Raw genomic sequence first — 24,166 nt, forward strand, 5'->3', positions numbered from 1 at the left:
CGCTGGTCTAGAATAGAATAGACTGGACTAGACTGGACTAGACTGGACTAGACTGGGTTGAGCTAATTCGGATGAGACATGTCTCGCGACACAATCTTCATCTGCCACGCTACTCCGGACGACAACGATTTCGTTCGGTGGCTCGGCGCGAGGCTCACAGGCCACGGCTATAAGGTATGGGCCGATATGTTCGGCTTAAAAGGTGGCACGCCCTTCTGGAGTACGATCGAGGATGCACTTCGAGAGCATGCCTGTAAGGTCATCTTCGTCGCCTCCAATGCGAGCGTCGATCCTCAGCGCCAAGGGGTGAGAAACGAACTCTCGGTGGCCGACGCCGTGCGAAAAGCGCTGGCGGATCCCGCCTTCATCATCCCAGTCAGGATCGATGACGTCGGCTTCGCCGACTTTCCGATCCTCGTGCACCAGCTCAACGCCATCGACTTCAGCAAGGGCTGGGGGCCCAAACTCATTGAGCTGCTCGACACACTCGAAGCCGCCAACGTGCCGCGCCTCGAGCACGACCAGACCGCCGAGTTCGAACGCTGGCGCCTGGACGCGGCCAAGACTGCAGCCTTAGTCAACGCCGAGCCGGAGCCCGTGCTTACCAGCCTGTCTCCTGTCAACGCCCTGCCATCGACCCTGCGCTACCTGAAGGTCAACGCGGACGCCGCTGTCGTCGCGCAGTCGCTGCGCACGAGCGGGATCCCGTTTTCAGTTTTCTATCAGCTGCTTCTGACCTTCGCCGACCTCGATGAGGTGAACGCGGCCCTGCCGACGCCGTTTGTCGCGGACCTCCGCGCCAAACGTCCGTTGCAGGATTTTTTGAAAGGCCCCTCCGCCGAAGTTACGAGCCCCAAGCGCGGCGACGCCCACAATATCGCCACGGCCCTGCTCCGGCAGCATGTGGAGCGGCATCTCCTGAACCGGGGCCTCAAACCTATTGAGCAACGCTCGGGGTCGGCCTTCTATTTTCCCGCCGATCTCCTGGCGAGCAACAAGGTGATCTATACGGCAGCGTCCGGAAAGCGGACCTACAAGAAGGTGGTGGGCCGTAGCGAGCGGAACCGTGTCTATTGGCATCTGGCGATGAAAGTCACCGTCGTCCTCGGACCGCCAGCGTTCGTCAGATTCAAACCCTACGTCGCTTTCTCTGACGACGGACAGGTCGCGATCACAGATCCGAAGCGGACCACGCCGATACGCAGGCGCTTCTGCAAGAACTGGTGGAACCAGCATTGGCGCCAGCTCCAGGAGGCCTTCGCGGCTTGGCTGGCGGACGGACAGGCGGACTGCGTCATCCCGCTCGATGGCGATCAGAGACTTACCCTCGCCGGCCGACTGCTTCAGCTGACCGCTCAGAGACACATTGTTGGAGATCTGCAGTTCCAGGACGACGCCGACGATCCGGACGAACCGGAGGACGATGACGACGACGGCGCCTTCGACGCCGATGCGGAGGGCGAGGCATGAGCGACTGGACGCTGATCCACATCGACGAACCCCTGCTCAGCTTCGGCTTCAATCAGAAGACCGAGCACCCGAAGGACGGCCTGTTCCTGTTCGGCCCGCCAGCCTCCAATCAGAATCCCGCGCGCATGGATGTGGGCGTGATCGGAACGGCTGAGGGGATCAGGCGGTACGAGACCTGGGTGAACGCCTTGGCCACGACGATCGCGGCTCCGGACGGTGGCCGCGAAGAAAACAAGACGATGTGGCCGGGATTTCAGGCCGCGTTCGGCGTGCCCTGGCCCGCGACGCCCTTCGCCAAGATCACGATCGACGGCGACCTTCTGAGCCGCCGCATCCGCAGCGAGGATCGGCACGACGGAATTTTTCGGGCGGTCGATGTCTATGGCGACGCCTTGCGGAAATACCTGCGCGAGCAAGAAGGCCGACCGCAGTTCTGGTTCGTGGTTATCCCCGAAGAGGTGCATCGCTTCGGTCGGCCGAAATCCATCGTGCCTCGGGATCAGCGGGAGAAGACGTCAGGGACGATTGGGCGTCGAGCCGCGAAATCCATCCTGTCGGCAGGCTCGCTCTTCGTAGAGGAGATGGAGGCCGCCGCGCTCTATGAGTATGAGCTCAACTTCCACAATCAGCTGAAGGCTCGCCTGCTCGACACGGGCCAGGTCTTACAGGTGGTTCGGGAGACGACCCTGACGCCCTCCGAGTTCGAGGAGGGCACCCGCAGGTCGCTGCAGGATCCGGCCTCAGTGGCGTGGAACCTCGCCACGACCAGCTTCTACAAGGCGGGCGGCCGACCGTGGCGGGTCGCGGAGGTCCGCGAGGGCGTCTGCTATGTCGGGCTGGTGTTCAAACACATCGAAAACGCCAAGGGCCGCGACAACGCCTGTTGCGGCGCCCAGATGTTTCTGGATTCTGGCGAAGGCGTGGTTTTCAAGGGCGCCGTCGGTCCCTGGTTCTCGTCCACCGATCACAGCTTTCACCTGAGCCGCGAAAAGGCCGCGGAACTGATGGGGATGGTGATCGCCTCCTACACCGAGATGCACGGCCGCCCGCCGTCCGAACTGTTCATCCACGGCAAGACCTGGTTCGAGACGGCGGAATGGGAGGGTTTCCAATCGACCGTGCCGCCGGAGACCAAACTGGTCGGCATTCGCATCCGGCGCCAGAACGAGCTGAAGCTGTTTCGCTACGGCAGTCGGCCGGTGTTGCGAGGGACCGCCATTCTCGTCTCGGATCGTCGCGCCTATCTCTGGACGACCGGCTTCACGCCTCGGCTTAACACCTATCCAGGCCGGGAGGTGCCGAACCCTATCACCGTGGACATCGTCCAGGGCGAGACGGACATCCGCCAGGTGCTCACCGACTTGATGGCGCTGACCAAGCTGAACTTCAATAACGCGAGTTTTGCGGATGGCTTGCCAGTCACGCTGCGCTTTGCCGACCTGACGGGTGAAATCCTCACAGCCGGGCCGACAGACGTCACCGCTCCATTGCCATTCCGATTTTATATCTGATGGCAATCGTGCCGGGGGTGTCGCGGGCCCGCATCCGCCAGAAGCCGCCCGAAAGCAGAGCTTCCCAAGTTCGCCTTTGAGTCAGTTTCAGACTTTCAGAAGCGAAAGGTGCGGGCGTTGGAACCTCTGCGTGGAGGCCCGGAACTTTCAGGCGGCGCCTCGACGATTTCCGGCGAACCGGCCCTACGCCGAACAGACGACGCCCTATGGAACCGGCGCCCGCAGGTGCTAGCGTAGCGATTATGCGCGCATTAGCCTAGTTGCGCGGGATCGGGGCCTTTCGACTCTTGCTTGTCGGCTCCGCATTTCGGAGACTCGGGGCATGAAACGCCCGCTGAGGAAATTGCCGCTCGCGAAACAGCGTGAACTCGACGCCGCCGTCGAGATCATTCAGGAGGGCTTCGCCAACGCCGTCTCCACGCGCCGGGCCGACCGGCTCAAAAATGGCCGCATCCTCAAGATCGTCCTGTTCGGCAGCTATGCGCGCGGCGACTGGGTTCACGATCCGGTCGGGCGCTACTTCTCGGACTTCGACCTGCTGGTCGTCGTGGACCACGAAGACCTGACCGATTTCGAATTCTGGGAGGACGTGGAGAAGCGCCTGTTGGCCGAACTGTCGGCGGGCGTCATGCGCACCCCCGTCAGCCTGATCGTCCATAGCCTGGACGACGTAAACTGGAAGCTAGAGCACGGACGCGGCTTCTTCATCGACATCGCCCGCGACGGCGTGGTCCTACAGGACACACCCGGCGTCGAATTCTCCGAGCCGCAGCCCCTGCCCCCGTCCACGGCGCTGGAAGTGGCGAAAGAGTATTACGAAGAATGGAAGCAGGACGCCGACGAGTTTTTGGCGACGGTCGAGTTCTGTCGGTCTCGGGGCTTCACGAAGAAGGCCGCCTTCAATCTGCATCAAGCGGCCGAGACGATATACCAAGGCCTCCTACAGGTCCTGACCTTCTACTCGCCCAAGAGCCACAACCTCATCCGCCTCCGCAACATGACGGAGCCCCTGGAACCCCGCCTCCGCGATGTCTGGCCTCACGACACCAAGTTCCAGAAGCGCTGCTTCGAACTCCTCCGCGCCGCCTATGTGAAGGCCCGCTACTCACGCCACTACCGCATCACCGACGAAGAGCTGGCCTTCCTCACCGAGCGCATCGCCCTCCTGCGCGACGTGGTGCGCGAGGCCTGCGAGGTCCGGATCGCAGAACTCCGGCGTCTGGCCGAGTAGATGAGGCTGGCCTCGCTCGACAGGACCGTCGCCCGCCTGAGCCGCTCCTTCCGTTCGCGCTCCAATCTGCGGCTCTTCGCCCTCTTCTGCCTGGGGGCTGCGACAGCCCTGCTCGGCATTGCGCTAGGCTTGTCGAACCTCGCCTCTTCAGCGTTCGCCGCCTCGCTCATTATGGGGGGCATCGTATTCGGAGCCTTCGCCGTCGCGGCCATCATGCTTCGACCGAGCGCCGCCAACGATAACTGAGGCAGAGCGGCACGGGACGTACGCGCCTTGCGTTCGGACTCGGAACAAGCTCAGCTCTACCTTGGCAGCCCTAAGAACGATGCCGGGCGCAGATGACAGGACGTCTCAAGCGGACCTAACAAGCGGTAAAAGCTCGGCGACTTTGGGAAGTTGAACACGCGAAACAGCACGTAGCCTTCTTCTTCATTCGCCGAGGCTCTCACCTCGTTCGCGCTCACGAAAAAGGCGCCGCTCGACCGCCCTTGGTCGTCTTGACCTCGATCCTGATTGGATTGCCGGCCAAATCGAAGCTCGCGATATCGTAGCCGAGGCCATCGCCAACAACGTCGCTGACCCAGATCGTTCGCTCAGCCAAATCCACCCGCCCGCCTTGTGCCAGTTCCTCTTGAACGACCTTCATCGCCCAGGCCTCGCCTGCGCGTCCGAGGTTACGATTGCGCTCGTCCCGCTCGGCAAAGTCCACCTTGCACGCAGCCCTGGCCGCTTGGACCTCGGAAAGTTCCCGCCCCGTCGGCGGATCGACTTCCGCCGTGAGGTCGGCGCTTGGGGCTGCTGCAACCACGGATACGTCGTCTAGCGTAGCGACTTCCTGTGCGTTCAGCCGGTCATAGATCACGGCGCTCAGCAGCGTCTGAATGTTCGGCAACGCCCCATATCCGGTGGCCGTCGGCAACCCCAGGGACTCCAGAACGGCGCTAATGTTGCTCAGCTTACGGCCGATCGACCCGCCTCCGGCGCGACGCGGCAGTTCTGCGTCGGCGGCGGCGAGATGCGCCTTGCGATTGTATGCGCCCAACTCTTGATCTCGCATCATCAGGAAATAGCGCTCAACGATGCGTTCGACCTCTTCCAATGTCCAATGGTCGTCAGGGATGACAACGCCATCCACCACGAAACCTAGCCGAGCTAAATGCCCCGCCGCAGCCGCCTTGCCGCCTCTGAATTGGTCAGAAGTCAGCGGCCCTTGGTCGGGATATTGAAAGCCATAGGCGACGCCGACGATCGCCTTGCTGGGATACTCGCGTCGCTCATACCGTGCGGTATAGTTGTCAGCAGCCCGGTAGCCGTAGCGAGCATGGAAGGCCTCTGGCCCCAGGCGATCAAATTCAGCGAATGCGGCCATGACCGCTCGCCGGCTCTTCAAGTCCTTAAACTTAGCCATCCCCTCCCCCGGTCGGATGCAACCTTCGGCTTCCGTTTGCTCCTCCGCGGCCTCAACCTCTGCCCGGGCCGCGCGCCCCTCTTGGAAGGTCACGACCGCGTCGGGCAAGCCGATGAGCACCATAGGAACGGATCGGCGCCCCCAGAAGCCCAAGCAGCCATATCACCACCCTAAGCAGCCTTCCCAGCCCAAGCGAACGGCTACTTGCGCTAACCCTGCCCGTCGGCGAGACCGGGGTAGCAAGGGCCAGGACGGAACGGCCGGAGGGGGATCACCCGGCCTGCACAAGCCTCGGACCATGAAGGCCGTGAATCCGTGCCGGCGCGGAAGGCCGGGGACCGGCCGGTCCGGCGGCGCAGCCGCGCATCCTGGCCCGCGCGAGGGCAGAGCCCTTAGACCAGCGGCACCCCCGGCGACGCTACAGGCGGCGTCGGCGGATCAGGTCCGGATACGGACCGCGACGGGGCAATGGTCCGACGGGTGGTCGGCTTCAGGCGCGTCGTAGGTGTACTCCTCAAAGGAATCCGGCTCGATCCGGGCGGCCGCTTTTCGCCCGGCGACGATATGGTCGATGAACTCGCGATAGCGGGCCTTGCATCCGGCCGGCCGGCCGCCGGCCGCCTGGACAAGCGCCGCCTCGGCAGGGTCGCCGTCATTGATGTCGGCGAAGAAGGCGTCGTTGCGGCTGGCAAGCCGTCGGTTCCAGTCGCCCAGCACGACAAACGCCTCTCCGGCCCGCGCACGGCTGTCGATCCAGCCTTCCAGGACAGGGGCCTGATCGAACAGGACAGGGCAATCGGGATCAGAGACCGCGCGCCCGGAGTTGCAACCAGACTTGAGGTGGACCGCCAGGAGACGAAGCGGACGGTCGCGGCCGACCGTGATGTCCACGCCCCAGCGCAGATTGGGATTGCCGAGCGCAAGCGCCGAGAGGTCTTCGTTCCGGAGCCAGGCCACGCCCTTGCGGACGGCGAAGCCGACCGATTGGTTCTGGATATTGAGGCCCGGCTTGCCACGACATCCGCCGCCGCGCCCGCTCGCAGGGCGAGACGAAAAGACGATGTCGTACTTGGCCGGCTCGAAAACCCTACGCGCGGCGGCCTCGCTCTGAACCTCCTGGAAGGCGATCACATCGGCGTTCAGTGCATTCGCATGTCGGCGCAGAAGCGCATAGTCCGCCTCCGAGCGAGGCCGGCATCCCTCCCCGTCCCTCTCCGCCAGATGTTCGATATTCCAGGTCGCCACCTTGAGCGCGCCCGCCGGCTTCGACGGATTCACACCAGCGCAGGCGGATAGAAGAACGGCGGCGGTCAGGGCGAGGGAGATGGAAATCTTCATGCCCGCACTCCTAAGCCCGGCCGCGCCTGACGCAAAGCTTGGATCGGACGGCTACTGCATCGCTGATCGTGAAGCTCCAACAGGTCAGCCCGACGCCGTCTACTTTGCAGCACCGCGCGTATGCGGCGACCCGTAGACTGGCGGACGCAAAGCTGACGGCTGGTCGCTCCATCAGCTTTCGCCTTCGATTCCCGAAGGCTTTTAAGGAGAGCGACGATGAACCGGTCCGACCCTCCGCTGACGCGGTCGATCAGAAAGGCGCAGCTGCTTCAGATGGTCCCCCTGGCGGACAGCACCATCTGGGAGATGGAACAACGGGGCGAGTTTCCGAAACGCTTCCTCCTGACCCCGCGATGCGTCGTCTGGGATCTGGCGGAGGTCGAAACCTGGCTGGCGTCGCGCCGACGTCGACCGATCCGCCCGGCGACGCCGCCGGACGTCCGCAAACGCATCTCCCGCCCCGTCAGGGACGCGGATCGAAACGGGGTCCTTCCGTTTCAGGGATAGAGAGCGCGGGGGTCCATGACCTGCCTGCCTCCCAGGCGTCGACTGCGTTCGACCATTCCTGCGCCATGTGGCGCCGCTGCGCCTCGAATTCCGCCTTGTTGTAGACGCCCCGCGACGAGCGCTCCTCATGAGCGAGACACTTCTCGATCCAGTCCGAGTTGAAGCCCATCTCGTGCAGCAGGGTCGAGGCCGTCCTGCGCAGGTCGTGGACCGTGAAGGGCTCGAGCGGCAGGTCCTGCTCCCGGGCGCGCTCCGCGATAGCCATGGTCACCCGGTTGAAGGTAGCCCGGGACATCGGCGCGTCGGCGTCGTAGCGCGACGGCAGGATGTAGCGGGAGTTTCCAGAACAGGTCTTCAGAGCGATCAGGATGTCGAGCATCTGGGTCGACAGATAGACGTTGTGGGGGCGCGACCGCTTCATCCGTTCCTTGGGGATGGACCAGACCGCGTTGTCGAAGTCCACCTCGTCCCAGGTCCCATCCTGCAGCTCGCTCTTGCGGACCATGCTCAGCAGGATGAACTTCAGACCCAGACGGATCGTCGGAAGGGTCGCGACCTCCCCGAGCAGCCCGAGCATGATCCGGATTTCGGACGGCGACAGCGACCGGTCACGGGGACGAAAGCGCGCGATCGCTGCCGGCGCCACCCCGTCGGCGGGATTATCGATCTTCTCGCCATGGAGAATGGCCCAGGCATAGATCTGCTTGACGATGTCCCGGACGTGGATGGCCGTGGCGGGCGCGCCCCGCTCCACTATGGACTTGCAATGGGCGCGCAAGTCGTCCGGCGTGATCTCGGTGAGCAGCCGGTTGCGCCATTGCGGCAGAACCTCCCTGTTGAAGATGGACCGCCGCATGTTGCGCGTACTGTCCGCCATGGGCGCCTCATCCATCCACTTCTGCGCCACATGGGCGAAGTCGCGAGCCTCGCGGAGCCGTCTTTTGGCGCGCTGCTTTTCCAGAGCTGGCGACACGCCGTCGGCGATCATACGCTTGGCTTCGATGAGCTTCTCCCGGGCCCTGGCGAGCGACAGGCCGGTCAGCCCGTAGGACCCGAAAGTGACCGTCTCGCGCCGCCCGTTGAAGCGGTAGTCGTACTTGAACGCGATGCCTCCTGACGGTGTTACGAGCACGTAAAGACCGTCTCTGTCGGTCTTCTTATACGCCTTTGATTTTCCTCGCGTATTCCTCAGTTCTGCATCGGTAAGCATGCCATTTCCCCTTCCAAAAGACCGTCAGGCGGTTTCAGGGTCCTCAAAGGTCGTTTTTCGTAAACAATTCAGAAGCTTGTTTCGAAAAAAGACCGTCAGAACGCCCTTAATGGGGTGACGGTATGAATCAGGGGCGGCTGAGGCAACGGACGCGAGACCGTCAGGAAAGCCGTCATCACAAAAAAGAGACCCTCCGAAAGGCTTCGAAGGGTCTCGTAAAAATTCACTTTTGCGTCAGCGACTTATCGGCATTTTCTCAAGCGATCTCGAAAGGTGTCGAAAGGCCTGAATCATTCCCACTCGATCGTGCCGGGGGCTTGGACGTCACGTCGTAGACAACGCGGTTGACGCCGCGGACTTCGTTGATGATGCGCGTGGCGGTCTTGGCCAGGACGTCCCAGGGGAACTGGTAGAAGTCGGCCGTCATGCCGTCGGTCGAGGTGACGGCGCGCAGGGCCAGCACCTTTTCATAGGTGCGGGCGTCGCCCTGGACGCCGACGGTCTTGACCGGCAGCAGCACGGCGAACGCCTGCCAGATGTCGTCGTACAGGCCCGCCTTGCGGATCTCGTCCAGATAGATGGCGTCCGCGTCCTGGAGCGTGGCGACGGCCTCCGGCGTGATCTCGCCGGGGATGCGGATGGCCAGGCCCGGGCCGGGGAAGGGATGGCGGCCGACGAAGGCGTCCGTCAGGCCCAGTTCGCGGCCGAGCGCCCTCACCTCGTCCTTGAACAGTTCGCGCAAGGGTTCGACCAGCTTCAGCTTCATGAAGTCCGGCAGGCCGCCGACGTTGTGGTGGCTCTTGATGACGTGCGACGGGCCGCCGGTCGGGGACACGCTCTCGATCACGTCGGGATAGAGGGTGCCCTGGGCCAGGAAGGCGGCGCCTTCGATCTTGTGCGCCTCGCGGTCGAACACCTCGATGAAGACGCGGCCGATGGTCTTGCGCTTGGTCTCAGGGTCGGAGATTCCGGCCAGCTCGCCGAGAAATTCCTTCGACGCATCAACGTGCACCAGCGGGATGTTGTAATGCTCGCGGAACAGGGTCGTGACCTGATCGGCCTCGCCCTTGCGCATCAGGCCGGTGTCGACGAAGACGCAGGTCAGCTGGTCGCCGATGGCCTCGTGGATCAGCACGGCGGCGACCGATGAATCGACCCCGCCCGACAGGCCGCAGATGACCTTGGCGTCGCCGACCTGTTCGCGGATCTTGGCGATCTGCTCGTCGCGATAGGCGGCCATGGTCCAGTCGCCGGTCAGGCCCGCGACGCCGTGGGTGAAGTTCTTCAGCAGCTGGGCGCCGCGCGGGGTGTGCACCACCTCGGGGTGGAATTGCACGCCGTAGATCTTGCGCGTCTCATCGGCGATGGCGGCGAAGGGCGCGCCTTCCGAGGTGGCGATGACGTGGAAGCCTTCCGGCAGGGCCGTCACGCGGTCGCCGTGGCTCATCCACACCGGCTCGCGATGGTCGACGGCGCCGATGCCGGCGAACAGGGGCTGTCCTTGGTGATGACGATCTCAGCGCGGCCGAACTCGGCGTGGTGGCCGCTCTCGACCTTGCCGCCCAGCTCGGCGCAGATCAGTTGCTCGCCGTAGCAGATGCCCAGGATCGGCGCGCCATAGTTGAAGACCGCGCGGTCGACGCGCGGACTGTCGGCGTCGGTCGTGGAGTTGGGGCCGCCCGACAGGATGATGGCCTGAGGCTGCATCGCCGCCAGGGCCTCGCCCGCCTTGTTGAACGGATGGATTTCGCAATAGACGCCGGCCTCGCGCAGGCGACGCGCGATCAGCTGCGTCACCTGGCTGCCGAAATCGACGATGAGCACCTTCTGGTGTTGGGTCGGCTGGGTCATGAGGTCGAATCCGGGGCGAGCGATTGGGCGAGGGTTTGGCCTTGCAGGGCCGGAATTTCAAGGGCCGAGAGGCCCTGATCCGCGAGCACCGCGATCAGGCCCTCCAACGCCCGGGCCAGGTTCTCATCCACCAGATGCAGGGTCGAGGTCCAGTCGTCCAGGCCCGTCAGTTCGGCCTTGCCGTCCGACACCCCGCGCAGCGCGACCAGCGGCAGGCCGAAGCTTTGGGCCGCGCGCACCAGCGCCCAGGTCTCCATGTCCACCATCTCGGCGTCGATGGCGTCATAGGCGGCGCCCGAGACGACGTTGGCGCCCGTTGACAGGCGCGCGCTCGGCACGCCCGGAATGGGGCACGGCAGCGGCAGAACGGCGGGCAGATCGAGCAGCGGCGTTACGCCCTTCTCAAACCCCAACGGACTGGCGTCCATGTCGCGATAGGCCACCGACGACGCCTGATAGACGGCCGCATGATCCAGCACGCGCGACCCGCACGAGCCCAGCGACAGGATCAGATCCGGCGTCTCTCCCCTCGCCTCCAGCCGCGCCAGCGCCGCCGTCAGCGCCACCGCCCCCTCGACCGGCCCGATGCCGGTCATCAGCGGGTCGACGCGGGCGCGCAGGTGCTCGCCATATTCCGCAGGCGCCGCCATCACGGGCAGGACCGTGACGGCGCCGTAGCGTTCCAGCCTCATGAAGCGCGCTCATAAAGGGCGATGAAGAAGCCGTCCGTGCCGGTGGCGGCGGGCGACAGGCGCAGGCGGTTGCCTTGCGCCAGCGCGGTCAGGCGTTGGCGCCCCGCCTCGGTCAAATCCGCGCTATGCGCCGCATCGGCGATGGGGACGGGCTTGAAGTCCGCGTGCGCGGCCTCGAAGGCGGCGGCGGTGGCCTCGTTCTCCGCGCCCAGCACCGAGCAGGTGACATAGGCCAGACGCCCGCCCGGCCGCACCAGCTTGGTCGCCTGCCCCAGAATACGAAGTTGCAGCGCGTGCAAACGCGCGACTTCCTCGGCCGTCAGGCGCCAGCTGTCCTCCGGCCGACGCCGCCAGGCGCCCGAGCCCGAGCAGGGCGCGTCGACGAACACCACGTGGGCCTGACCGTTCAGATCCTCGACCCCGCCGCCGTTCGTGCCCAGCAGGCGCAGATCGGCCTCGACGCCCGCGCGGGCCAGACGCGGCTTCACATTGTCCAGACGCTTGGCCGAGACGTCGCAGGCGATCAGCGACCCCTGCCCCTGCATGGCCTGCACCAGACCCAGCGTCTTGCCGCCGCCGCCCGCGCAATAGTCCACCACCGTCGCGCCGGGGAAGGCGCCGGACAGCCAGCCCACCACCTGACTGGCCTCGTCCTGAATCTCGAAATGGCCGTTCTGGAAGCCGTCCAGCGGCTGCACGTTCAGCGCCGGCTCAGCGTCCAGCCGCAGGCCCCAGCCCGACAGTTCGGTGCGCTGCGGCGACAGGCCCGCGCCGCGCAGCTCAGCCTCGACCTCTTCCGTCGTGGCGCGCAAGGCATTGACCCGCAGGTCCACCGGCGCGCGACCGCTCAGGGCCTCGACCTCTTCACGCCAGCGGTCGCCATGCACCGCCTTCAGGTCCGCCGTCACGAAGTCCGGCAGCGCGACCTCGGCCAGATCGGCCGCGTCCTCGTGCGCCATGATGCGGCCGCGCTCGTGCTTGGACAGCGGGCGTGGGCCATAGCCCTCGCCGTTGTAGAGGCCTTCGATCTCCTCCAGCGTCGCGCCGTCCAGCAGCGACAGGGCGCCCACGATCAGGGCGCGTCCGTCCTGACGCCCGCCCATGAAGGCCGACAGGCGGCCGCGCGCGCGCAGCACCTGATAGACGCGTTCGGCGATGGCGCGGCGGTCGCCCGAACCGGCGTAGCGATTCTGCTGGCTCCAGGCCTTGAGCACGGCGTCGGCGGGCTGGCGGCCCTGCGAAATGCTGTCGATGATGGCGGCGGCGGCGGCCAGACGGGCGGCTGGGGTCAAATCAGACTCGGATGAAAAGGGCCAGAAGGCACATCGCCAGTCCCGCAAGCGAGACCAGCCAAACCAGCGACCGGATATAGGGAACGCCCAGGGCGTACAGCGGGATATAGGCGACGCGCGCCCAGAAGTAGAGGCCTGCGCCCCACGCCGTCAGCGCGCCGGTCCGGTCGGCGACCTGGGCGATCAGTACGGCGCCGATGAACAGCGGCAATGTCTCGAACAGATTGGCCTGGGCCCGTTCCAGACGTCCGACGACAGGGCTCTTGGCTTCGGGCGTTTCGTCCCGCGCCCCGGCGTTCCACGACAGGCCGAACTCGCGCGTTCGGGCAAAGGCGGGCAGGAAGATCTGCACCAGGGCCAGCACCAGCGTCGCCGCCAGATAGGTGAGTTCAGTGGTCACGCTCTTCTCCTGTTTCACTAGCCCAAAACAAAACCGCTCCCGACCGGGGCCGGGAGCGGATCAGGTCAGCCCTGACGATAGTTCGGCGCCTCGCGCGTGATCATCACGTCGTGGACGTGGCTTTCACGAAGGCCCGCATTGGTGATGCGGACGAAGCGCGCGCGCTCCTGGAAGTCCGCGATGGTGGCGCCGCCGACATAGCCCATCGAGGCGCGCAGCCCCCGACCAGTTGGTGCACCACCGGGGCGATCGGCCCCTTGTAAGGGGTCTGGCCCTCGATGCCCTCGGGGACCAGCTTCTCGGACGAGACTTCCTTCTGGAAGTAGCGGTCGGCCGAGCCGCGCGCCATGGCGCCCACCGAGCCCATGCCGCGATACGACTTGTAGGACCGGCCCTGGTACAGGAAGACCTCGCCGGGGCTTTCGTCGGTGCCTGCGAACATCGAGCCCATCATGGCGACATTGGCGCCCGCCGCGATGGCCTTGGCCAGATCGCCCGAGAACTTGATGCCGCCGTCGGCGATGACCGAGGCGCCCGTGCCTTGCGCCGCGCGGGCGGCGTCGACGATGGCCGTCAGCTGCGGCACGCCAACGCCCGCGACGATGCGGGTGGTGCAGATGCTGCCCGGCCCGATGCCGACCTTCACCGCATCGGCGCCCGCGTCGATCAGGGCGCGCGTGGCGTCATAGGTGGCGACGTTGCCGGCGATGATCTGGACGCGGTTGTTCTCGCGCTTGATGCGCTCGACCACCTGGGCGACCGAGGCCGAGTGGCCGTGGGCGGTGTCGATCACCACCACGTCGGCGCCCGCCTCGGCCAGCGCCATCGCCCGCTCGAACCCGGCGTCGCCGACGGTCGAGGCGGCGCCGACGCGCAGGCGGCCCTGCTCGTCCTTGCAGGCGTTGGGGAAGGCCTGGGCCTTCTGGATGTCCTTCATGGTGATCAAGCCGACGGCGCGATAGGCGTCGTCCACCACGATGACCCGCTCGATCTTGCGCGTGCGCAGCAGTTCGCGCGCCGCCTCGCGCCCGGCCGAGCCTTCGCGCAGGGTGATCAGCTCGCCCGTCGTCATCAGATCGGCGGCCTTGAGGTTCAGGTCCGTCTCAAAGCGCATGTCGCGGTTGGTCAGCATCCCGACCAGCTTGCCGCTCTTGGGATCGACCACGGGGAAGCCGGTGATCTTCTTGCGCTCGACGATCTGCAGCACTTCGCCCAGCGTCGTGTCGGGGGCGACCGTGACCGGGTTCACCACCATGCCGCTTTCGTAGCGTTTGACGGCGCGGACCTCTTCGGCCTGCTCGTCGATGGTCATGTTCCGGTGCAGCACGCCCAGGCCGCCCGCCTGCGCCATGGCGATCGCCAGGCGGCTTTCCGTCACCGTGTCCATGGCGGACGACAGCAGCGGGATGTTCAATCTGATTTCGCGCGTCAGCTGGGTCGAGACATCGACATCAGCGGGCATGACCTCGGACGGACCGGGTTCGAGCAAAACGTCATCGAAGGTTAGGCCTTCGCGTATCTCCATTTGGAGCCTCCATTTTGCGGGCCGCGTATAGCCCCCGTTGGCGGGGAACCGCAACCCCAAGCCCGCGCTATCGTCCATATAAGAGGAATTGCCTTGAAACGGGCGGCGAAGGGACGCATTGCGCGATAATGGTTCGCATCTTGATCAACACGGCGCGGGAGCTGGCTCTCAAGATTGCGAGCTACGGCGCCATGCACCTGATCGTGGCGATCCTGGTGGCCTTCGCCCTGACGCGCGACTGGCGCCTGGCGCTGGCGGTCGGGGTGGTCGAGCCGATCTTCCAGACCATCGCCTATTCGATCCACGACCGCGTCTGGCACCGCGTCGAGCGCCGCAAGATGCTGTCCGGGGTGGAAGAGACGGCCGAGGCCTTCACCGCCCGTCTGGAGCTGATGGACGCGCACGAGCAGAACCGCGCCCACAACCACCACGGCCACGGACATAGCCACGCCCTGCCCCGTAACCTGAAGCAGGTGGCGTTGAAAACCGTCACCTACGGCGTCATGCACTTCGCCGTCGCGGTGCTGGTGGCCTTCGCCCTGACGCGCGACATCCGCATCGCCCTGGCGATCGGCACGATCGAGCCTCTGGTGCAGACGGTCTTCTTCACCCTGCACGACCGCCTGTGGACACGCGCGGAAGCGAAAAAGGCCGCCCGGCGCGCTGCGGCCGAGGCGGAAGGCGCGTCGGCCTAGCGCTTGTTCAGCGCCACCAGGAAGACCTCGGCGCTGCCCTTTCGGCTCGACTCCGGCTTCACGTATTTCACCGTCTCGAACTCTTCGCGCAGGCGCGTCAGCACCCCGCCGGCGTCGCCGCCCTGGAAGTTCTTCGACACGAAATTCCCGCCCGGCCGCAGGGTGCGGATGGCGAAATCGGCCGCGATCTCGATCAGGGCGATGATCTTCAGGTGGTCCGTCTGGCGGTGGCCGATGGTGTTGTGGGCCATGTCAGACAGCACCAGGTCCGGCGGCCCGCCGATGGCGTCCAGCATCTGCTGATCCACGCCCGGATCGGTGAAGTCGGCCTGAATCAGCGTCGCGCCCGGAATCGGCTCGATCATCAGCAGGTCCACGCCAGCCACCGCCGCCGCGCCGCGATCCAGCGCCACCTGCACCCAGCCGCCAGGCGCCGCGCCCAGGTCGATGACCCGCGAGCCGCGCTTGATCAGCCGATACCTGTCGTCGATCTCCATCAGCTTGAAGGCCGCGCGGCTGCGCCAGCCCTCTGCGCGCGCGCGCTCGGACCACTGGTCCGACAGTTGACGCTTGATCCAGGCCTGGCTGGACAGCGTCTTCTTGTCGGCTGTCTTGATCTTCTGGCCGACCTTGCGGCCCGAGGCCGTGCCGCCCGTGGGCAGGCGCACCATGCGGCGGCGTTCCTGCGGCTTGTCGGCGGGCTTTTCGTCTTCACTCATGCTTCCCACATAGCCCTGACGGCGTTCAGCCGCTATGACCCGCGCACAATTCCGGCTCGCATAACCTCAAGGAGCGCCCGATGGCCGACCAAACCCTGACCTTCACCCTGGACACCGGCGACGGCGAAGACCGCAACGTCGTCATCAAGCTGCGCGACGATCTGGCGCCGAACCACGTCAAGCAGATCACCGACCTGGCCAAGGAAGGCTTCTACGACGGCGTGGTCTTCCACCGCGTGATTCCGGGCTTCATGGCCCAGGGCGGCGACCCGACGGGCACCGGCACCTCGGGTTCGTCCAAGCCGAACCTGAAGCAGGAATTCTCGAAAGAGCCCCACGTTCGCGGCGTCTGCTCGATGGCCCGCACCGCCAATCCGGACAGCGCCAACTCGCAGTTCTTCATCTGCTTCGACGACGCCCGCTTCCTGGACGGCCAGTACACCGTCTGGGGCGAAGTGATCGAAGGCATGGAACACGTCGACGCCCTGCCCAAGGGCGAGCCCCCGCGCGCGCCGGGCAAGATCGTCAAGGCGACCGTCGCCTGATCATAAATCTCCTCCCCACGGCGTGGGGAGGGGGACCACAAAGTGGTGGAGGGGCTTGCGACAGCGGAACCGGGCAGCCCCTCCGTCACGGCGCTACGCGCCGCGCCACCTCCCCATGAAATGGGGAGGAGAAGATCAGTCCCCCGCCCACCATCGCATCGACACCCCGTCGAAGGTCCGGTTCCCGACCTTCAGCCGTCCTTTCAGGACCACGCCCTGATCGCCCAGGTTGCGCCGCGCCGTCGCCAGCGCGCCCTGGTCCAGCGCTCCCTCGAACGACACCGCGCCCAGCTCGCGCGACGACGCCTCGAAGCGCACCCGGTCCTCGGTCACGTCATAGGCCGTCGGAATCAGCCGCGTGCGCCGCGCCTTATCGCCCGTCTCGAACTCCATCATGATCGGCGCGAACCCCGCCGTGCGCTGACCGTCGCGCCAGGCCATGAAGTCGGGAACCTGCCCCATGAACAGGTGATGCAGCCGCCAGTCGCCGACCTGCACCACCGTCGTCGGGATGTAGTAGCCGGACACGTCCTCGGGCAGGTCGTGCTTGAACGGCGTCGCCGAGGGAGCCGTGTCAGGCACGGCGCCCCGATCACAGGCCGCGACCGTCAGGGCCAGGGCCCCCGCCACCAGAATCGACAACGCCCTCATGGCAGACGCAGCAGGGTCGACAGCCAGCCCATGTCCTGAAGATGCTCGACCGACTCGAACAGCGGCACGGCCAGCAGGAAGACCAGACCGTCACGCAAGGTCGTCAGGAAGAACTGCGGCCGCACCTCCAGTCTGTCGGCGTCGCGCCATTTGGAGAAGTCCGGCCCGAACCGCGGGGTCCGGGCGCAATAGTCGGCATAGGTCTGGCCGAAGGCGCCCGCCAGCCAGGCCTCCTCGCGCTTCACCGTGGCGTAGAAGACCGCCACCGTCAGCAGCAGGAAGACGGTCGCCAGCGCCACGCTGCCCGTCTGCGCGCCCACGCCGAACGCCCCCATGAAGCTGAAGACATACAGCGGGTTGCGGCTGATCGAATAGGGTCCGCGATCCACGATCTCGGCCTTCTTGCGTCCGCCGATATAGAGGAGCACCACGCGCGCCCGACGATGCAGACGACGATCAGGCCCAGGCCGAACGCCTCCAGCCCCTCGTGCAGCATGGTCTCGCCGCCGATGGACCGGCTGACGAAGGCCAGCCCGACCACGCCGATCAACCCGACCAGCAGCGCCGCCTTGCGCAGCTTCTGCACCCGTTGAAGGTCAAACCCTTGCGTCGCCGACATCACTGTATTCCTCGACTGCTGAGGCTGCGACAGAACGCCGCTCTGAGGGCGGATTCAAGGCCTATCTTTGCAAGTGTATTGCGACAGCCGTCACTGATCCAGCCACCGGTCCAGCGCCCGGAAGCCGGCGATGGCCAGCTCCGTCGAGTCCTGGAACACCGCCGGGTTGATCTTCTCGAAGTCGTCGCTGGGGCGGTGATAGTCCGGGTGATAGTTCACCCCAAAATAGAGGAACGGCAGCCCCGCGCGGTGGAAGGCGGCGTGATCCGACGCCTCGACCCAGTTGTCGGCGCCCTCATCCTGAGGCGTGTCCTTGCCGAAGGCCAACGCTACGTTCGGACGCGCCGCCACCTGATCCAGCACCGGGCGGAAATAGGGATGCTGATACGTCCCCGTCACCCACAGCTTGCCGTCGCTGTCGGCCCGCGCCGTCATGTCGAAGTTCAGGTTCATCGCGATGGCGTGCAGCGGCACCGGCGGCGCCTCGACGAAATGCTTGGCGCCCAGCAGGCCTCGCTCCTCGCCGTCCAGCGCCACGATCAGCACGCTGTGCTCGGGCGGGTTGGCCTTCAGCCGTCTGGCCAGCTCCAGCATGGTCGCCACGCCCGAGGCGTTGTCGTCGGCGCCGTTGAAGATCTGGCCGTCGTTGACGCCCACATGGTCGTAGTGCGCCGTCACCACGATGTATTTGTCGCCCACCCGCGTGCCGGGGATGACGCCGATGATGTTGGTCCCGCTGAAGGTCTTGGTCCCTTCGCGCGTCCGCCCCTGCATCTCCCACGGCTGCAGCCGCCCCATCGGCGAGGGCTGGACGCCCAGCGCCTCCAACCGCCCGACGATGTAGGCGCGCGCCTTGGCCCCGCCCTCCGAACCGGTGTCGCGCCCCTGCATGTCGTCGGCCGACAGGATGCGCAGGTCCTCCATCAACTGGGCGTAATCGACCGAGGGCGACGCCGCGACCGCAGGCGTCTCGACCACAGGCGCGGTCGTCGTCTCACAGGCGGCCAGCGTCAGGGCGGCGGCGATCACGGACAGGCTGACTAGGACAGGACGCATGGAGGGCTCCGGCAGGAATCTTTGAAGCGCGACGCTAGCGGCCCCCGGCCGCTGCGTCAGATTACGTTTCTGTCATGGCGGCGGCAGGGTGATAAGGAACCCCTTCCGCCTTTGCCGACTTCCTGCGATTCTCATGTCCGATCTCTTCCCGCCTGTCGAAACCCTGACCGAAGCCCAGGCGCGCGAAGAGCTGGATCGCCTGTCGGCAGAACTGGCGCGCCATGACGCCCTCTATTACGCCGACGCCGCGCCCGAGATTTCCGACGCCGACTATGACGACCTGAAGCGCCGCGCCCTGGCCATCGAGGCCGCCTTCCCGTCCCTCTCCAGCCCCGTCTCCCCGTCCCAGCGCGTCGGCGCCCCTGTCTCGACCCAGTTCGCCGAGGTCCGCCACGGCGTGCCCATGCTGTCGCTGGACAACGCCTTCGACGACGGCGAGGTGCGCGACTTCGTCGCCCGCATCGCCCGCTTCCTGAAGCTGCCGGGCGACGAGCCGATCGCCTTCGTCGCCGAGCCCAAGATCGACGGCCTCTCGGCCAGCCTGCGCTACGAAAAGGGCGTTCTGGTCCAGGGCGCCACGCGCGGCGACGGCAAGACGGGCGAGGACGTGACCGCCAACCTGCGCACCATCGCCGCCATTCCCCAAACCCTGACCGGCTCCGGCTGGCCCGACGTGATCGAGATCCGCGGCGAGGTCTACGCCCCCAACGCCGCCTTCGACGCCTTCAACGCGGCGGCCGAGGCCGAAGGCAGGCGCACCTACGCCAACCCGCGCAACTTCGCCGCTGGCTCCCTGCGCCAGAAAGACCCCAAGATCACGGCCCTGCGCCCCCTGACCTTCTTCGCCTACGCCTGGGGCGAGACCTCCGCACCCTTCGCCGAGACGCAACACGGCGCGCTGGAGGCCTTCCGCAGCTGGGGCTTTCAGGTCAACGACCGCTCGGCCCGCGTCGAGGGCGCCGAAGGCCTGATCGGCGTCTATCAGGCGCTGGAGGCCGACCGCAGCCGCCTCGGTTACGACATCGACGGCGTGGTCTATAAGGTCGACCGGCTGGACTGGCAGCAGCGCCTCGGCTTCATCGCCCGCAGTCCCCGCTGGGCCATCGCTCACAAATTCCCGGCGCAACAGGCGACGACCGTTCTGGAAGGCATCGACATTCAGGTCGGCCGCACCGGCTCCCTGACCCCCGTCGCCCGCCTGCATCCCGTCACTGTCGGCGGCGTCGTGGTCCGCAACGCCACCCTGCACAACGAGGACGAGATCGCCCGCAAGGACGTGCGCATCGGCGACACCGTCGTCCTGCAACGCGCCGGCGACGTCATCCCCCAGATCGTCGGCGTGGTCGAAACCCTGCGCCCCGACGGCGCCGTCCCTTACGTCTTCCCCACCGTCTGCCCCGTCTGCGGCTCCGAAGCCGTGCGCGAGGGGACGAGGTCAAGCGCCGCTGCACCGGCGGCCTGATCTGCGACGCCCAGATCGTCGAGCGCCTCAAGCACTTCGTCAGCCGCCGCGCCTTCGACATCGAGGGCCTCGGCGAAAAGCAGCTGATCGCCTTCCACGCGCGCGGCTGGATCAAGGAGCCCGCCGACATCTTCCGCCTCGCCCGCGACGAGCAGAAGCTGGCCCTGCTGCGCGCCGAAGACGGCTATGGCGAGACCAGCGTCGGCAACCTGATCACCGGCATCGACGCGCGCCGCGTCATCAGCCTGGACCGCCTGATCTTCGGCCTGGGCGTGCGAGAGATCGGCGAACAGACCTCGCTCGTCCTGGCCCGCGCCTTCGGCAGCTGGACCGCCTTCCAGGGCGCCTGCATGGCCGCCGCCGATGGCCTGGCCAGCGACGACTGGAAGACGCTGGCCGCGACCCACGCCATTTCGCCCCGCGTCCTGGGCCTGATGGCTGACGCCCGCCCCGCCGCCGACGATCCCTGGCCCGAAGCGCCGATGGATCAGAAGATCGCCCTCGCCTTCCCCGGCATGGCCGCCCCCGCCCGCCGCTCGCTGGCGGAAATCTCGGACGGCTGGAGCGACCTGACACGCTGGGCCGCCGTCGCGCGCAACGAAGGCCCGTCCGAAATTCTGAACCAGATCGCAGGCGTCTCCGGCGTCGGCCCGGTCGCCGCCGAGGCCCTGGCCCACTTCTTCCACGAGCCGCACAACCTCCAGGTCGTCGACGCCCTGCTGGCCGAGCTCGAGCGCGTCGAGGACGTGGCCGCCCCCACGACCGACAGCCCGGTGGCGGGCAAGACCGTGGTGTTCACCGGCTCGCTGGAACGCTTCACCCGCGACGAGGCCAAGGCCCGCGCCGAAAGCCTCGGGGCGAAGGTTTCGGGCTCGGTGTCCAAGAAAACCGACTACGTCGTCGCCGGCCCCGGCGCCGGGTCCAAGCTGAAGGACGCCGAAAAACACGGCGTCGCCGTCCTGACCGAGGACGAGTGGCTGGCGCTGATCGGCGGCTGACGCTTTCCTCCCCATGGAATGGGGAGGGGGACCGCCTAGCGGTGGAGGGGCTTTGCGACAGCGGAACCAAGCAGCCCCTCCGTCTCGACGGCTACGCCGCCGATCCACCTCCCCATGAAATGGGGAGGAGAACGCGCGCGAAGAAATCTTGACCTGAGGTCATGTAATCCTTTGGCGAACTTCAAGATTTCGGCCTTGTTTCTGTCCGAAACCCGGATCACCCTCCGTCCTAAGGGATCGGCTCAACGATCCGTCAGAAGGAAAACGCCGATGAAGACCTCCGTCCTGACGGCGCTCGCCGTCGCCGCCGCCGCCCTCGCTTCTCCCGCGCTCGCCAGCGACCCGACCGGCCTGTGGCAGACCCCGACCAACGGCGGCCAGGTCCGCATCGAACGCTGCGGCCAGGCCCTGTGCGGCACGCTCGTCACCTCCAGCCACATCCGCGCCGATCCGAACGCCCGCGACGCTCGCAACAAGGACGCCTCCCTGCGCGACCGTACCTTACGCGGCCTGCGGATGCTGTCGGGCTTCACCGGCGGCCCGACCGAATGGCGCGGCGGCAGCGTCTACAATCCCGAGGACGGCGGGACCTATCGCGGGACCATCACCCTGACCAACGACAATACGCTGCGCCTGCGCGGCTGCATCGTCGCCCCGCTGTGCAAGACCCAGACCTGGACCCGCGTCCAGTAATCGAGGCGCACAGGCCAACGAAAAACGTCTCCCCCGCGATCGCGAGGGAGGCGACTTCATATCCACGCTTGCGCGCTCGCCTTACAGCGGCGCCGTCTGCGCCTTCAGCCACTCCAGCGCCGCCTCGTCCTTCTGCACGCCCTCAGCCAGCAGAGGCCCGACCTTGGCCAGAACCTCGGCATGATAGGCGTCGACATAGGCCCGCTCGTCCGCCGTCAGCAGCGCTGTGTCGATCAGCTTGCGATCCAGCGGAGCCAGCGTCAGCTGCTCGAAGCCGTGCATCGGCCGCTCGCCGCCCGGAACCTGCGTCGGCTCCGTGACGACCTGCAGCGTCTCGATGCGGATGCCCCACTTGCCCTCACGGTAATAGCCCGGCTCGTTCGACAGGATCATCCCGGTCAGCAGCGGCTGGTCGGTGCCCCAGCCGGCGATGCGCTGCGGCCCTTCGTGGACGCCCAGATACGACCCCACCCCGTGCCCTGTGCCGTGATCGAAGTCGAAGCCCGCATTCCACAGCGGCTGGCGCGCGATGGCGTCCAGCTGACGCCCGCTGGTCCCGGCGGGGAAGCGGATCACCGCCATGGCGATATGGCCCTTCAGCACCAGGGTGAACATCCGGCGCTGATCGGCCGCGCCCTCGCCGATGGCCATGGTGCGGGTCACGTCCGTGGTCCCGTCCAGATACTGGCCGCCGCCGTCCACCAGCAGCAGCGAGCCCTTCTCCATCGGCCGATCTTGGCCCCGACCGGCTTGTAGTGCGGCAGGGCGCCGTTCGGCCCGACCCCGGCGATGGTGTCGAACGACAGGTCCTTCAGCATGCCGGTCGCCTCGCGGAAGCCTTCCAGCGCCTCGACCACCGCCCGCTCGTCCGGCAGCTCCTTCTGCGCGACCGTATCGACCCAATGCAGGAAGCGGGTCAGGGCCGCGCCGTCGCGGATGTGCGCCTGTCGGGCGCCCTCGATCTCGACGGCGTTCTTGCAGGCGCGCGGCAGGGCGCAGGGATCCATACCGCGCACGATGTCCGCGCCCGCCGCTTCCAGCCGGTCGAAATACCAGGCCGAGGACACGGCCGGGTCGATCAGCACCTTGCGCCCCGAAAGGGCGTCCAGCGCGCCCGGCAGCGCCTCGGGCGCCTCCAGCGTCACGGCGTCGCCCAGCCAGCCGGGCAGTTCGTTGGTCACCTTGGCGGGATCGAGGAAGACGCTGGCGGTCCCGTCCGCCTTCACCACCGCCTGCCCCAGCGGAAGGGGCGTGCGGATCACGTCGCCGCCGCGAATGTTGAACAGCCAGGCCAGCGACGATGGCGACGTCAGCACGGCGACGTCGGCTCCGGCATCACGGATGGCCTTGCCGATGCGGGCGCGCTTGGACGCGGCGTCTTCGCCGGAATAGCGTTCCTCATGCGGGACCACCGGCGCCTGCGGCTGGGCCGGGCGAGCGTCGCTCCAAGCCAGATCGATCGGGTTGGCCTCGACCGCCTTCAGCGTCGCCCCGGCCTTCTCGACCGCGCGTTTCAGGGTCGCCAGCGCATCGGGGCTGTGCAGCCGCGGATCATAGCCGATTACCGACCCCGCCGGCACAGCCGCCAGCCAGTCGGCCAGCGCATTCAGCGGCTGCCGCTCGAACAGGGCCTCGTCCGTTTGGGCCTTGGCCTGCACCGTATAGCGGCCGTCGACGAAGACCGCCGCCTTGTCCATCAGCACCACGCCCGCCCCGGCCGAGCCGGTAAAGCCGCTGACCCAGGCCAGCCGCTCATTGGCGTCGGGCAGATATTCGTTCTGATGCTCGTCCTCGTGCGGGACCAACAGGCCGTCGAGGCCCTGCTTGGCCATCTCCGCGCGGAGCAGAGGCAGGTGCTTGGCCCCGAAGGACGGATCGGTGGTTTCGTCGAATGTCTGGCGCATGAGGGCCTCTTACTCCTTCTCCCCTTGCGGGAGAAGGTGGCCCGTCAGGGCCGGATGAGGGGTGAAACACCGTCACCTCGCCTGCTACGCCACCGCCTGCCGAACAGCATCGAACACCACGGACGGATTGCTCAAGACGGCCTCGTTTCCGAAGCGCAACACCGTGAAACCCTGCGCCGTCAGCCACGCGTCCCGCTCAGCATCAGACTCAGCCCGCAGCACATGAACGCCGCCATCCAACTCAATGATCCGCCGCAACGCCGGGCAGCAGAAGTCGGCAATGTATCGCCCGATAGGCGCCTGTCGGCGAAACTTCACGCCCGCCAGCCGACGATCCCGCAGAAGCTTCCACAGGGCGGCTTCGGCCATGGTCAAGTCTTGGCGAGACC

20 protein-coding genes and 4 pseudogenes are annotated in these 24,166 nt (G+C 66.5%); 10 read left to right on the forward strand and 14 right to left on the reverse strand.

From position 1 onward, the window contains the following. Positions 1–78: 78 nt before the first annotated feature. The 4 genes from V8F63_RS15820 (at position 79) to V8F63_RS15835 (ending at position 4,458) form a co-directional block, all read left to right on the forward strand. The gene (locus V8F63_RS15820) at positions 79–1,470 is read left to right on the forward strand and encodes a toll/interleukin-1 receptor domain-containing protein (RefSeq protein ID WP_392354045.1); all 1,392 of its coding nucleotides are present in this window, start codon (positions 79–81) and stop codon (positions 1,468–1,470) included. Beyond that, positions 1,467–2,981 carry a hypothetical protein gene (locus V8F63_RS15825; RefSeq protein WP_392354046.1) on the forward strand — a complete coding sequence of 505 codons (1,515 nt, stop codon included), beginning with the start codon at positions 1,467–1,469 and terminating at the stop codon, positions 2,979–2,981. The genes V8F63_RS15820 and V8F63_RS15825 overlap by 4 nt, the downstream gene beginning before the upstream one ends. Positions 2,982–3,303: 322 nt before the next feature. After that, on the forward strand, positions 3,304–4,212 hold the full coding sequence (locus tag V8F63_RS15830; RefSeq protein WP_392354047.1) for a HEPN domain-containing protein: 909 nt from the start codon (positions 3,304–3,306) through the stop codon (positions 4,210–4,212). After that, on the forward strand, positions 4,213–4,458 hold the full coding sequence (locus V8F63_RS15835) for a hypothetical protein (protein WP_392354048.1): 246 nt from the start codon (positions 4,213–4,215) through the stop codon (positions 4,456–4,458). Positions 4,459–4,672: 214 nt separating this feature from the next. On the opposite strand, the gene V8F63_RS15840 is transcribed toward V8F63_RS15835, so the two are convergent. Together V8F63_RS15840 and V8F63_RS15845 are read right to left on the reverse strand one after the other, a co-directional pair. After that, positions 4,673–5,743, reverse strand: coding sequence for a DUF3883 domain-containing protein (locus tag V8F63_RS15840; RefSeq protein ID WP_392354049.1), 1,071 nt, complete (start codon positions 5,741–5,743; stop codon positions 4,673–4,675). 315 nt (positions 5,744–6,058) lie between these two features. Next, the gene (locus tag V8F63_RS15845) at positions 6,059–6,958 is read right to left on the reverse strand and encodes an endonuclease/exonuclease/phosphatase family protein (protein ID WP_392354050.1); all 900 of its coding nucleotides are present in this window, start codon (positions 6,956–6,958) and stop codon (positions 6,059–6,061) included. A 216-nt stretch (positions 6,959–7,174) separates the two neighbouring features. Here V8F63_RS15845 and V8F63_RS15850 point away from each other — a divergent pair, with 216 nt between their 5' ends. Continuing rightward, positions 7,175–7,465, forward strand: coding sequence for an AlpA family phage regulatory protein (locus V8F63_RS15850; protein WP_392354051.1), 291 nt, complete (start codon positions 7,175–7,177; stop codon positions 7,463–7,465). Here the strand turns inward: V8F63_RS15850 and V8F63_RS15855 are convergent. The 6 genes and pseudogenes from V8F63_RS15855 to guaB all read right to left on the reverse strand — a co-directional run bounded on the left by V8F63_RS15855 (position 7,422) and on the right by guaB (position 14,435). Further along, a complete protein-coding gene (locus tag V8F63_RS15855) occupies positions 7,422–8,675 on the reverse strand; it encodes a tyrosine-type recombinase/integrase (RefSeq protein WP_392354052.1) in 1,254 nt (417 codons plus the stop codon). The two genes, V8F63_RS15850 and V8F63_RS15855, sit on opposite strands and share 44 nt — an antisense overlap. A gap of 290 nt (positions 8,676–8,965) precedes the next feature. Continuing rightward, positions 8,966–10,526, reverse strand: a pseudogene (gene guaA / locus V8F63_RS15860) (glutamine-hydrolyzing GMP synthase). Then, complete coding sequence (locus V8F63_RS15865; protein WP_392354053.1) at positions 10,523–11,218, reverse strand: 5'-methylthioadenosine/S-adenosylhomocysteine nucleosidase; 696 nt, start codon at positions 11,216–11,218, stop codon at positions 10,523–10,525. Before V8F63_RS15865 ends, guaA begins: the two are co-directional and overlap by 4 nt. Beyond that, the gene (locus V8F63_RS15870) at positions 11,215–12,510 is read right to left on the reverse strand and encodes an RsmB/NOP family class I SAM-dependent RNA methyltransferase (RefSeq protein WP_392354054.1); all 1,296 of its coding nucleotides are present in this window, start codon (positions 12,508–12,510) and stop codon (positions 11,215–11,217) included. The genes V8F63_RS15865 and V8F63_RS15870 overlap by 4 nt, the downstream gene beginning before the upstream one ends. A gap of 1 nt (position 12,511) precedes the next feature. Continuing rightward, complete coding sequence (locus V8F63_RS15875) at positions 12,512–12,910, reverse strand: MAPEG family protein (protein ID WP_253122415.1); 399 nt, start codon at positions 12,908–12,910, stop codon at positions 12,512–12,514. Positions 12,911–12,975: 65 nt separating this feature from the next. Continuing rightward, positions 12,976–14,435 (reverse strand): annotated as a pseudogene (guaB, locus tag V8F63_RS15880) (IMP dehydrogenase). A gap of 128 nt (positions 14,436–14,563) precedes the next feature. Here guaB and V8F63_RS15885 point away from each other — a divergent pair. Further along, complete coding sequence (locus V8F63_RS15885; protein WP_025977559.1) at positions 14,564–15,130, forward strand: DUF2061 domain-containing protein; 567 nt, start codon at positions 14,564–14,566, stop codon at positions 15,128–15,130. Here the strand turns inward: V8F63_RS15885 and V8F63_RS15890 are convergent. Further along, the gene (locus V8F63_RS15890) at positions 15,127–15,849 is read right to left on the reverse strand and encodes an RlmE family RNA methyltransferase (protein ID WP_025977560.1); all 723 of its coding nucleotides are present in this window, start codon (positions 15,847–15,849) and stop codon (positions 15,127–15,129) included. The two genes, V8F63_RS15885 and V8F63_RS15890, sit on opposite strands and share 4 nt — an antisense overlap. Before the next feature lie 80 nt (positions 15,850–15,929). Here V8F63_RS15890 and V8F63_RS15895 point away from each other — a divergent pair, with 80 nt between their 5' ends. Beyond that, the gene (locus tag V8F63_RS15895) at positions 15,930–16,394 is read left to right on the forward strand and encodes a peptidylprolyl isomerase (protein WP_003167307.1); all 465 of its coding nucleotides are present in this window, start codon (positions 15,930–15,932) and stop codon (positions 16,392–16,394) included. A 135-nt stretch (positions 16,395–16,529) separates the two neighbouring features. On the opposite strand, the gene V8F63_RS15900 is transcribed toward V8F63_RS15895, so the two are convergent. Continuing rightward, positions 16,530–17,024, reverse strand: a complete 495-nt coding sequence (locus V8F63_RS15900; RefSeq protein ID WP_392354055.1) for a hypothetical protein — start codon at positions 17,022–17,024, stop codon at positions 16,530–16,532. Between the two features lie 17 nt (positions 17,025–17,041). After that, entirely contained in the window at positions 17,042–17,476 is a 435-nt protein-coding gene (locus V8F63_RS15905) for an isoprenylcysteine carboxylmethyltransferase family protein (RefSeq protein ID WP_392354056.1), read from the reverse strand. Between the two features lie 12 nt (positions 17,477–17,488). On the opposite strand from V8F63_RS15905, the gene V8F63_RS15910 reads away from it, so the two are divergent. Further along, a complete protein-coding gene (locus V8F63_RS15910) occupies positions 17,489–17,638 on the forward strand; it encodes a hypothetical protein (protein WP_392354057.1) in 150 nt (49 codons plus the stop codon). Positions 17,639–17,754: 116 nt separating this feature from the next. On the opposite strand, the gene V8F63_RS15915 is transcribed toward V8F63_RS15910, so the two are convergent. Beyond that, positions 17,755–18,720 carry a M20/M25/M40 family metallo-hydrolase gene (locus V8F63_RS15915; protein ID WP_392354058.1) on the reverse strand — a complete coding sequence of 322 codons (966 nt, stop codon included), beginning with the start codon at positions 18,718–18,720 and terminating at the stop codon, positions 17,755–17,757. A gap of 133 nt (positions 18,721–18,853) precedes the next feature. Here V8F63_RS15915 and ligA point away from each other — a divergent pair. Both ligA and V8F63_RS15925 read left to right on the forward strand, forming a co-directional pair. Next, positions 18,854–21,180, forward strand: a pseudogene (ligA, locus tag V8F63_RS15920) (NAD-dependent DNA ligase LigA). 270 nt (positions 21,181–21,450) lie between these two features. Next, on the forward strand, positions 21,451–21,873 hold the full coding sequence (locus V8F63_RS15925) for a DUF2147 domain-containing protein (protein ID WP_392354059.1): 423 nt from the start codon (positions 21,451–21,453) through the stop codon (positions 21,871–21,873). Between the two features lie 81 nt (positions 21,874–21,954). On the opposite strand, the pseudogene V8F63_RS15930 reads toward V8F63_RS15925, so the two are convergent. Beyond that, a pseudogene (locus tag V8F63_RS15930) lies at positions 21,955–23,777 on the reverse strand (aminopeptidase P family protein). 84 nt (positions 23,778–23,861) lie between these two features. After that, positions 23,862–24,146: a DUF559 domain-containing protein gene (locus V8F63_RS15935; RefSeq protein WP_392354060.1), complete on the reverse strand. Its 285-nt coding sequence runs from the start codon at positions 24,144–24,146 to the stop codon at positions 23,862–23,864. Between the last annotated feature and the right edge of the window lie 20 nt (positions 24,147–24,166).

It is taken from the genome of Brevundimonas sp. LF-1 (assembly GCF_037055305.1).
Lineage (GTDB): Bacteria > Pseudomonadota > Alphaproteobacteria > Caulobacterales > Caulobacteraceae > Brevundimonas > Brevundimonas sanguinis.

What these genes read in the sequence shown, in the direction of transcription:
- V8F63_RS15840 (WP_392354049.1), bottom strand. Translation starts at nt 5,743, where the DNA reads ATGGTGCTCATCGGCTTGCCCGACGCGGTCGTGACCTTCCAAGAGGGG.
- V8F63_RS15835 (WP_392354048.1), top strand. Translation starts at nt 4,213, where the DNA reads ATGAGGCTGGCCTCGCTCGACAGGACCGTCGCCCGCCTGAGCCGCTCC.
- V8F63_RS15830 (WP_392354047.1), top strand. Translation starts at nt 3,304, where the DNA reads ATGAAACGCCCGCTGAGGAAATTGCCGCTCGCGAAACAGCGTGAACTC.
- V8F63_RS15885 (WP_025977559.1), top strand. Translation starts at nt 14,564, where the DNA reads ATGGTTCGCATCTTGATCAACACGGCGCGGGAGCTGGCTCTCAAGATT.
- V8F63_RS15820 (WP_392354045.1), top strand. Translation starts at nt 79, where the DNA reads ATGTCTCGCGACACAATCTTCATCTGCCACGCTACTCCGGACGACAAC.
- V8F63_RS15895 (WP_003167307.1), top strand. Translation starts at nt 15,930, where the DNA reads ATGGCCGACCAAACCCTGACCTTCACCCTGGACACCGGCGACGGCGAA.
- V8F63_RS15865 (WP_392354053.1), bottom strand. Translation starts at nt 11,218, where the DNA reads ATGAGGCTGGAACGCTACGGCGCCGTCACGGTCCTGCCCGTGATGGCG.
- V8F63_RS15935 (WP_392354060.1), bottom strand. Translation starts at nt 24,146, where the DNA reads ATGGCCGAAGCCGCCCTGTGGAAGCTTCTGCGGGATCGTCGGCTGGCG.
- V8F63_RS15910 (WP_392354057.1), top strand. Translation starts at nt 17,489, where the DNA reads ATGCAGACGACGATCAGGCCCAGGCCGAACGCCTCCAGCCCCTCGTGC.
- V8F63_RS15850 (WP_392354051.1), top strand. Translation starts at nt 7,175, where the DNA reads ATGAACCGGTCCGACCCTCCGCTGACGCGGTCGATCAGAAAGGCGCAG.
- V8F63_RS15890 (WP_025977560.1), bottom strand. Translation starts at nt 15,849, where the DNA reads ATGAGTGAAGACGAAAAGCCCGCCGACAAGCCGCAGGAACGCCGCCGC.
- V8F63_RS15825 (WP_392354046.1), top strand. Translation starts at nt 1,467, where the DNA reads ATGAGCGACTGGACGCTGATCCACATCGACGAACCCCTGCTCAGCTTC.
- V8F63_RS15845 (WP_392354050.1), bottom strand. Translation starts at nt 6,958, where the DNA reads ATGAAGATTTCCATCTCCCTCGCCCTGACCGCCGCCGTTCTTCTATCC.
- V8F63_RS15915 (WP_392354058.1), bottom strand. Translation starts at nt 18,720, where the DNA reads ATGCGTCCTGTCCTAGTCAGCCTGTCCGTGATCGCCGCCGCCCTGACG.
- V8F63_RS15855 (WP_392354052.1), bottom strand. Translation starts at nt 8,675, where the DNA reads ATGCTTACCGATGCAGAACTGAGGAATACGCGAGGAAAATCAAAGGCG.
- V8F63_RS15925 (WP_392354059.1), top strand. Translation starts at nt 21,451, where the DNA reads ATGAAGACCTCCGTCCTGACGGCGCTCGCCGTCGCCGCCGCCGCCCTC.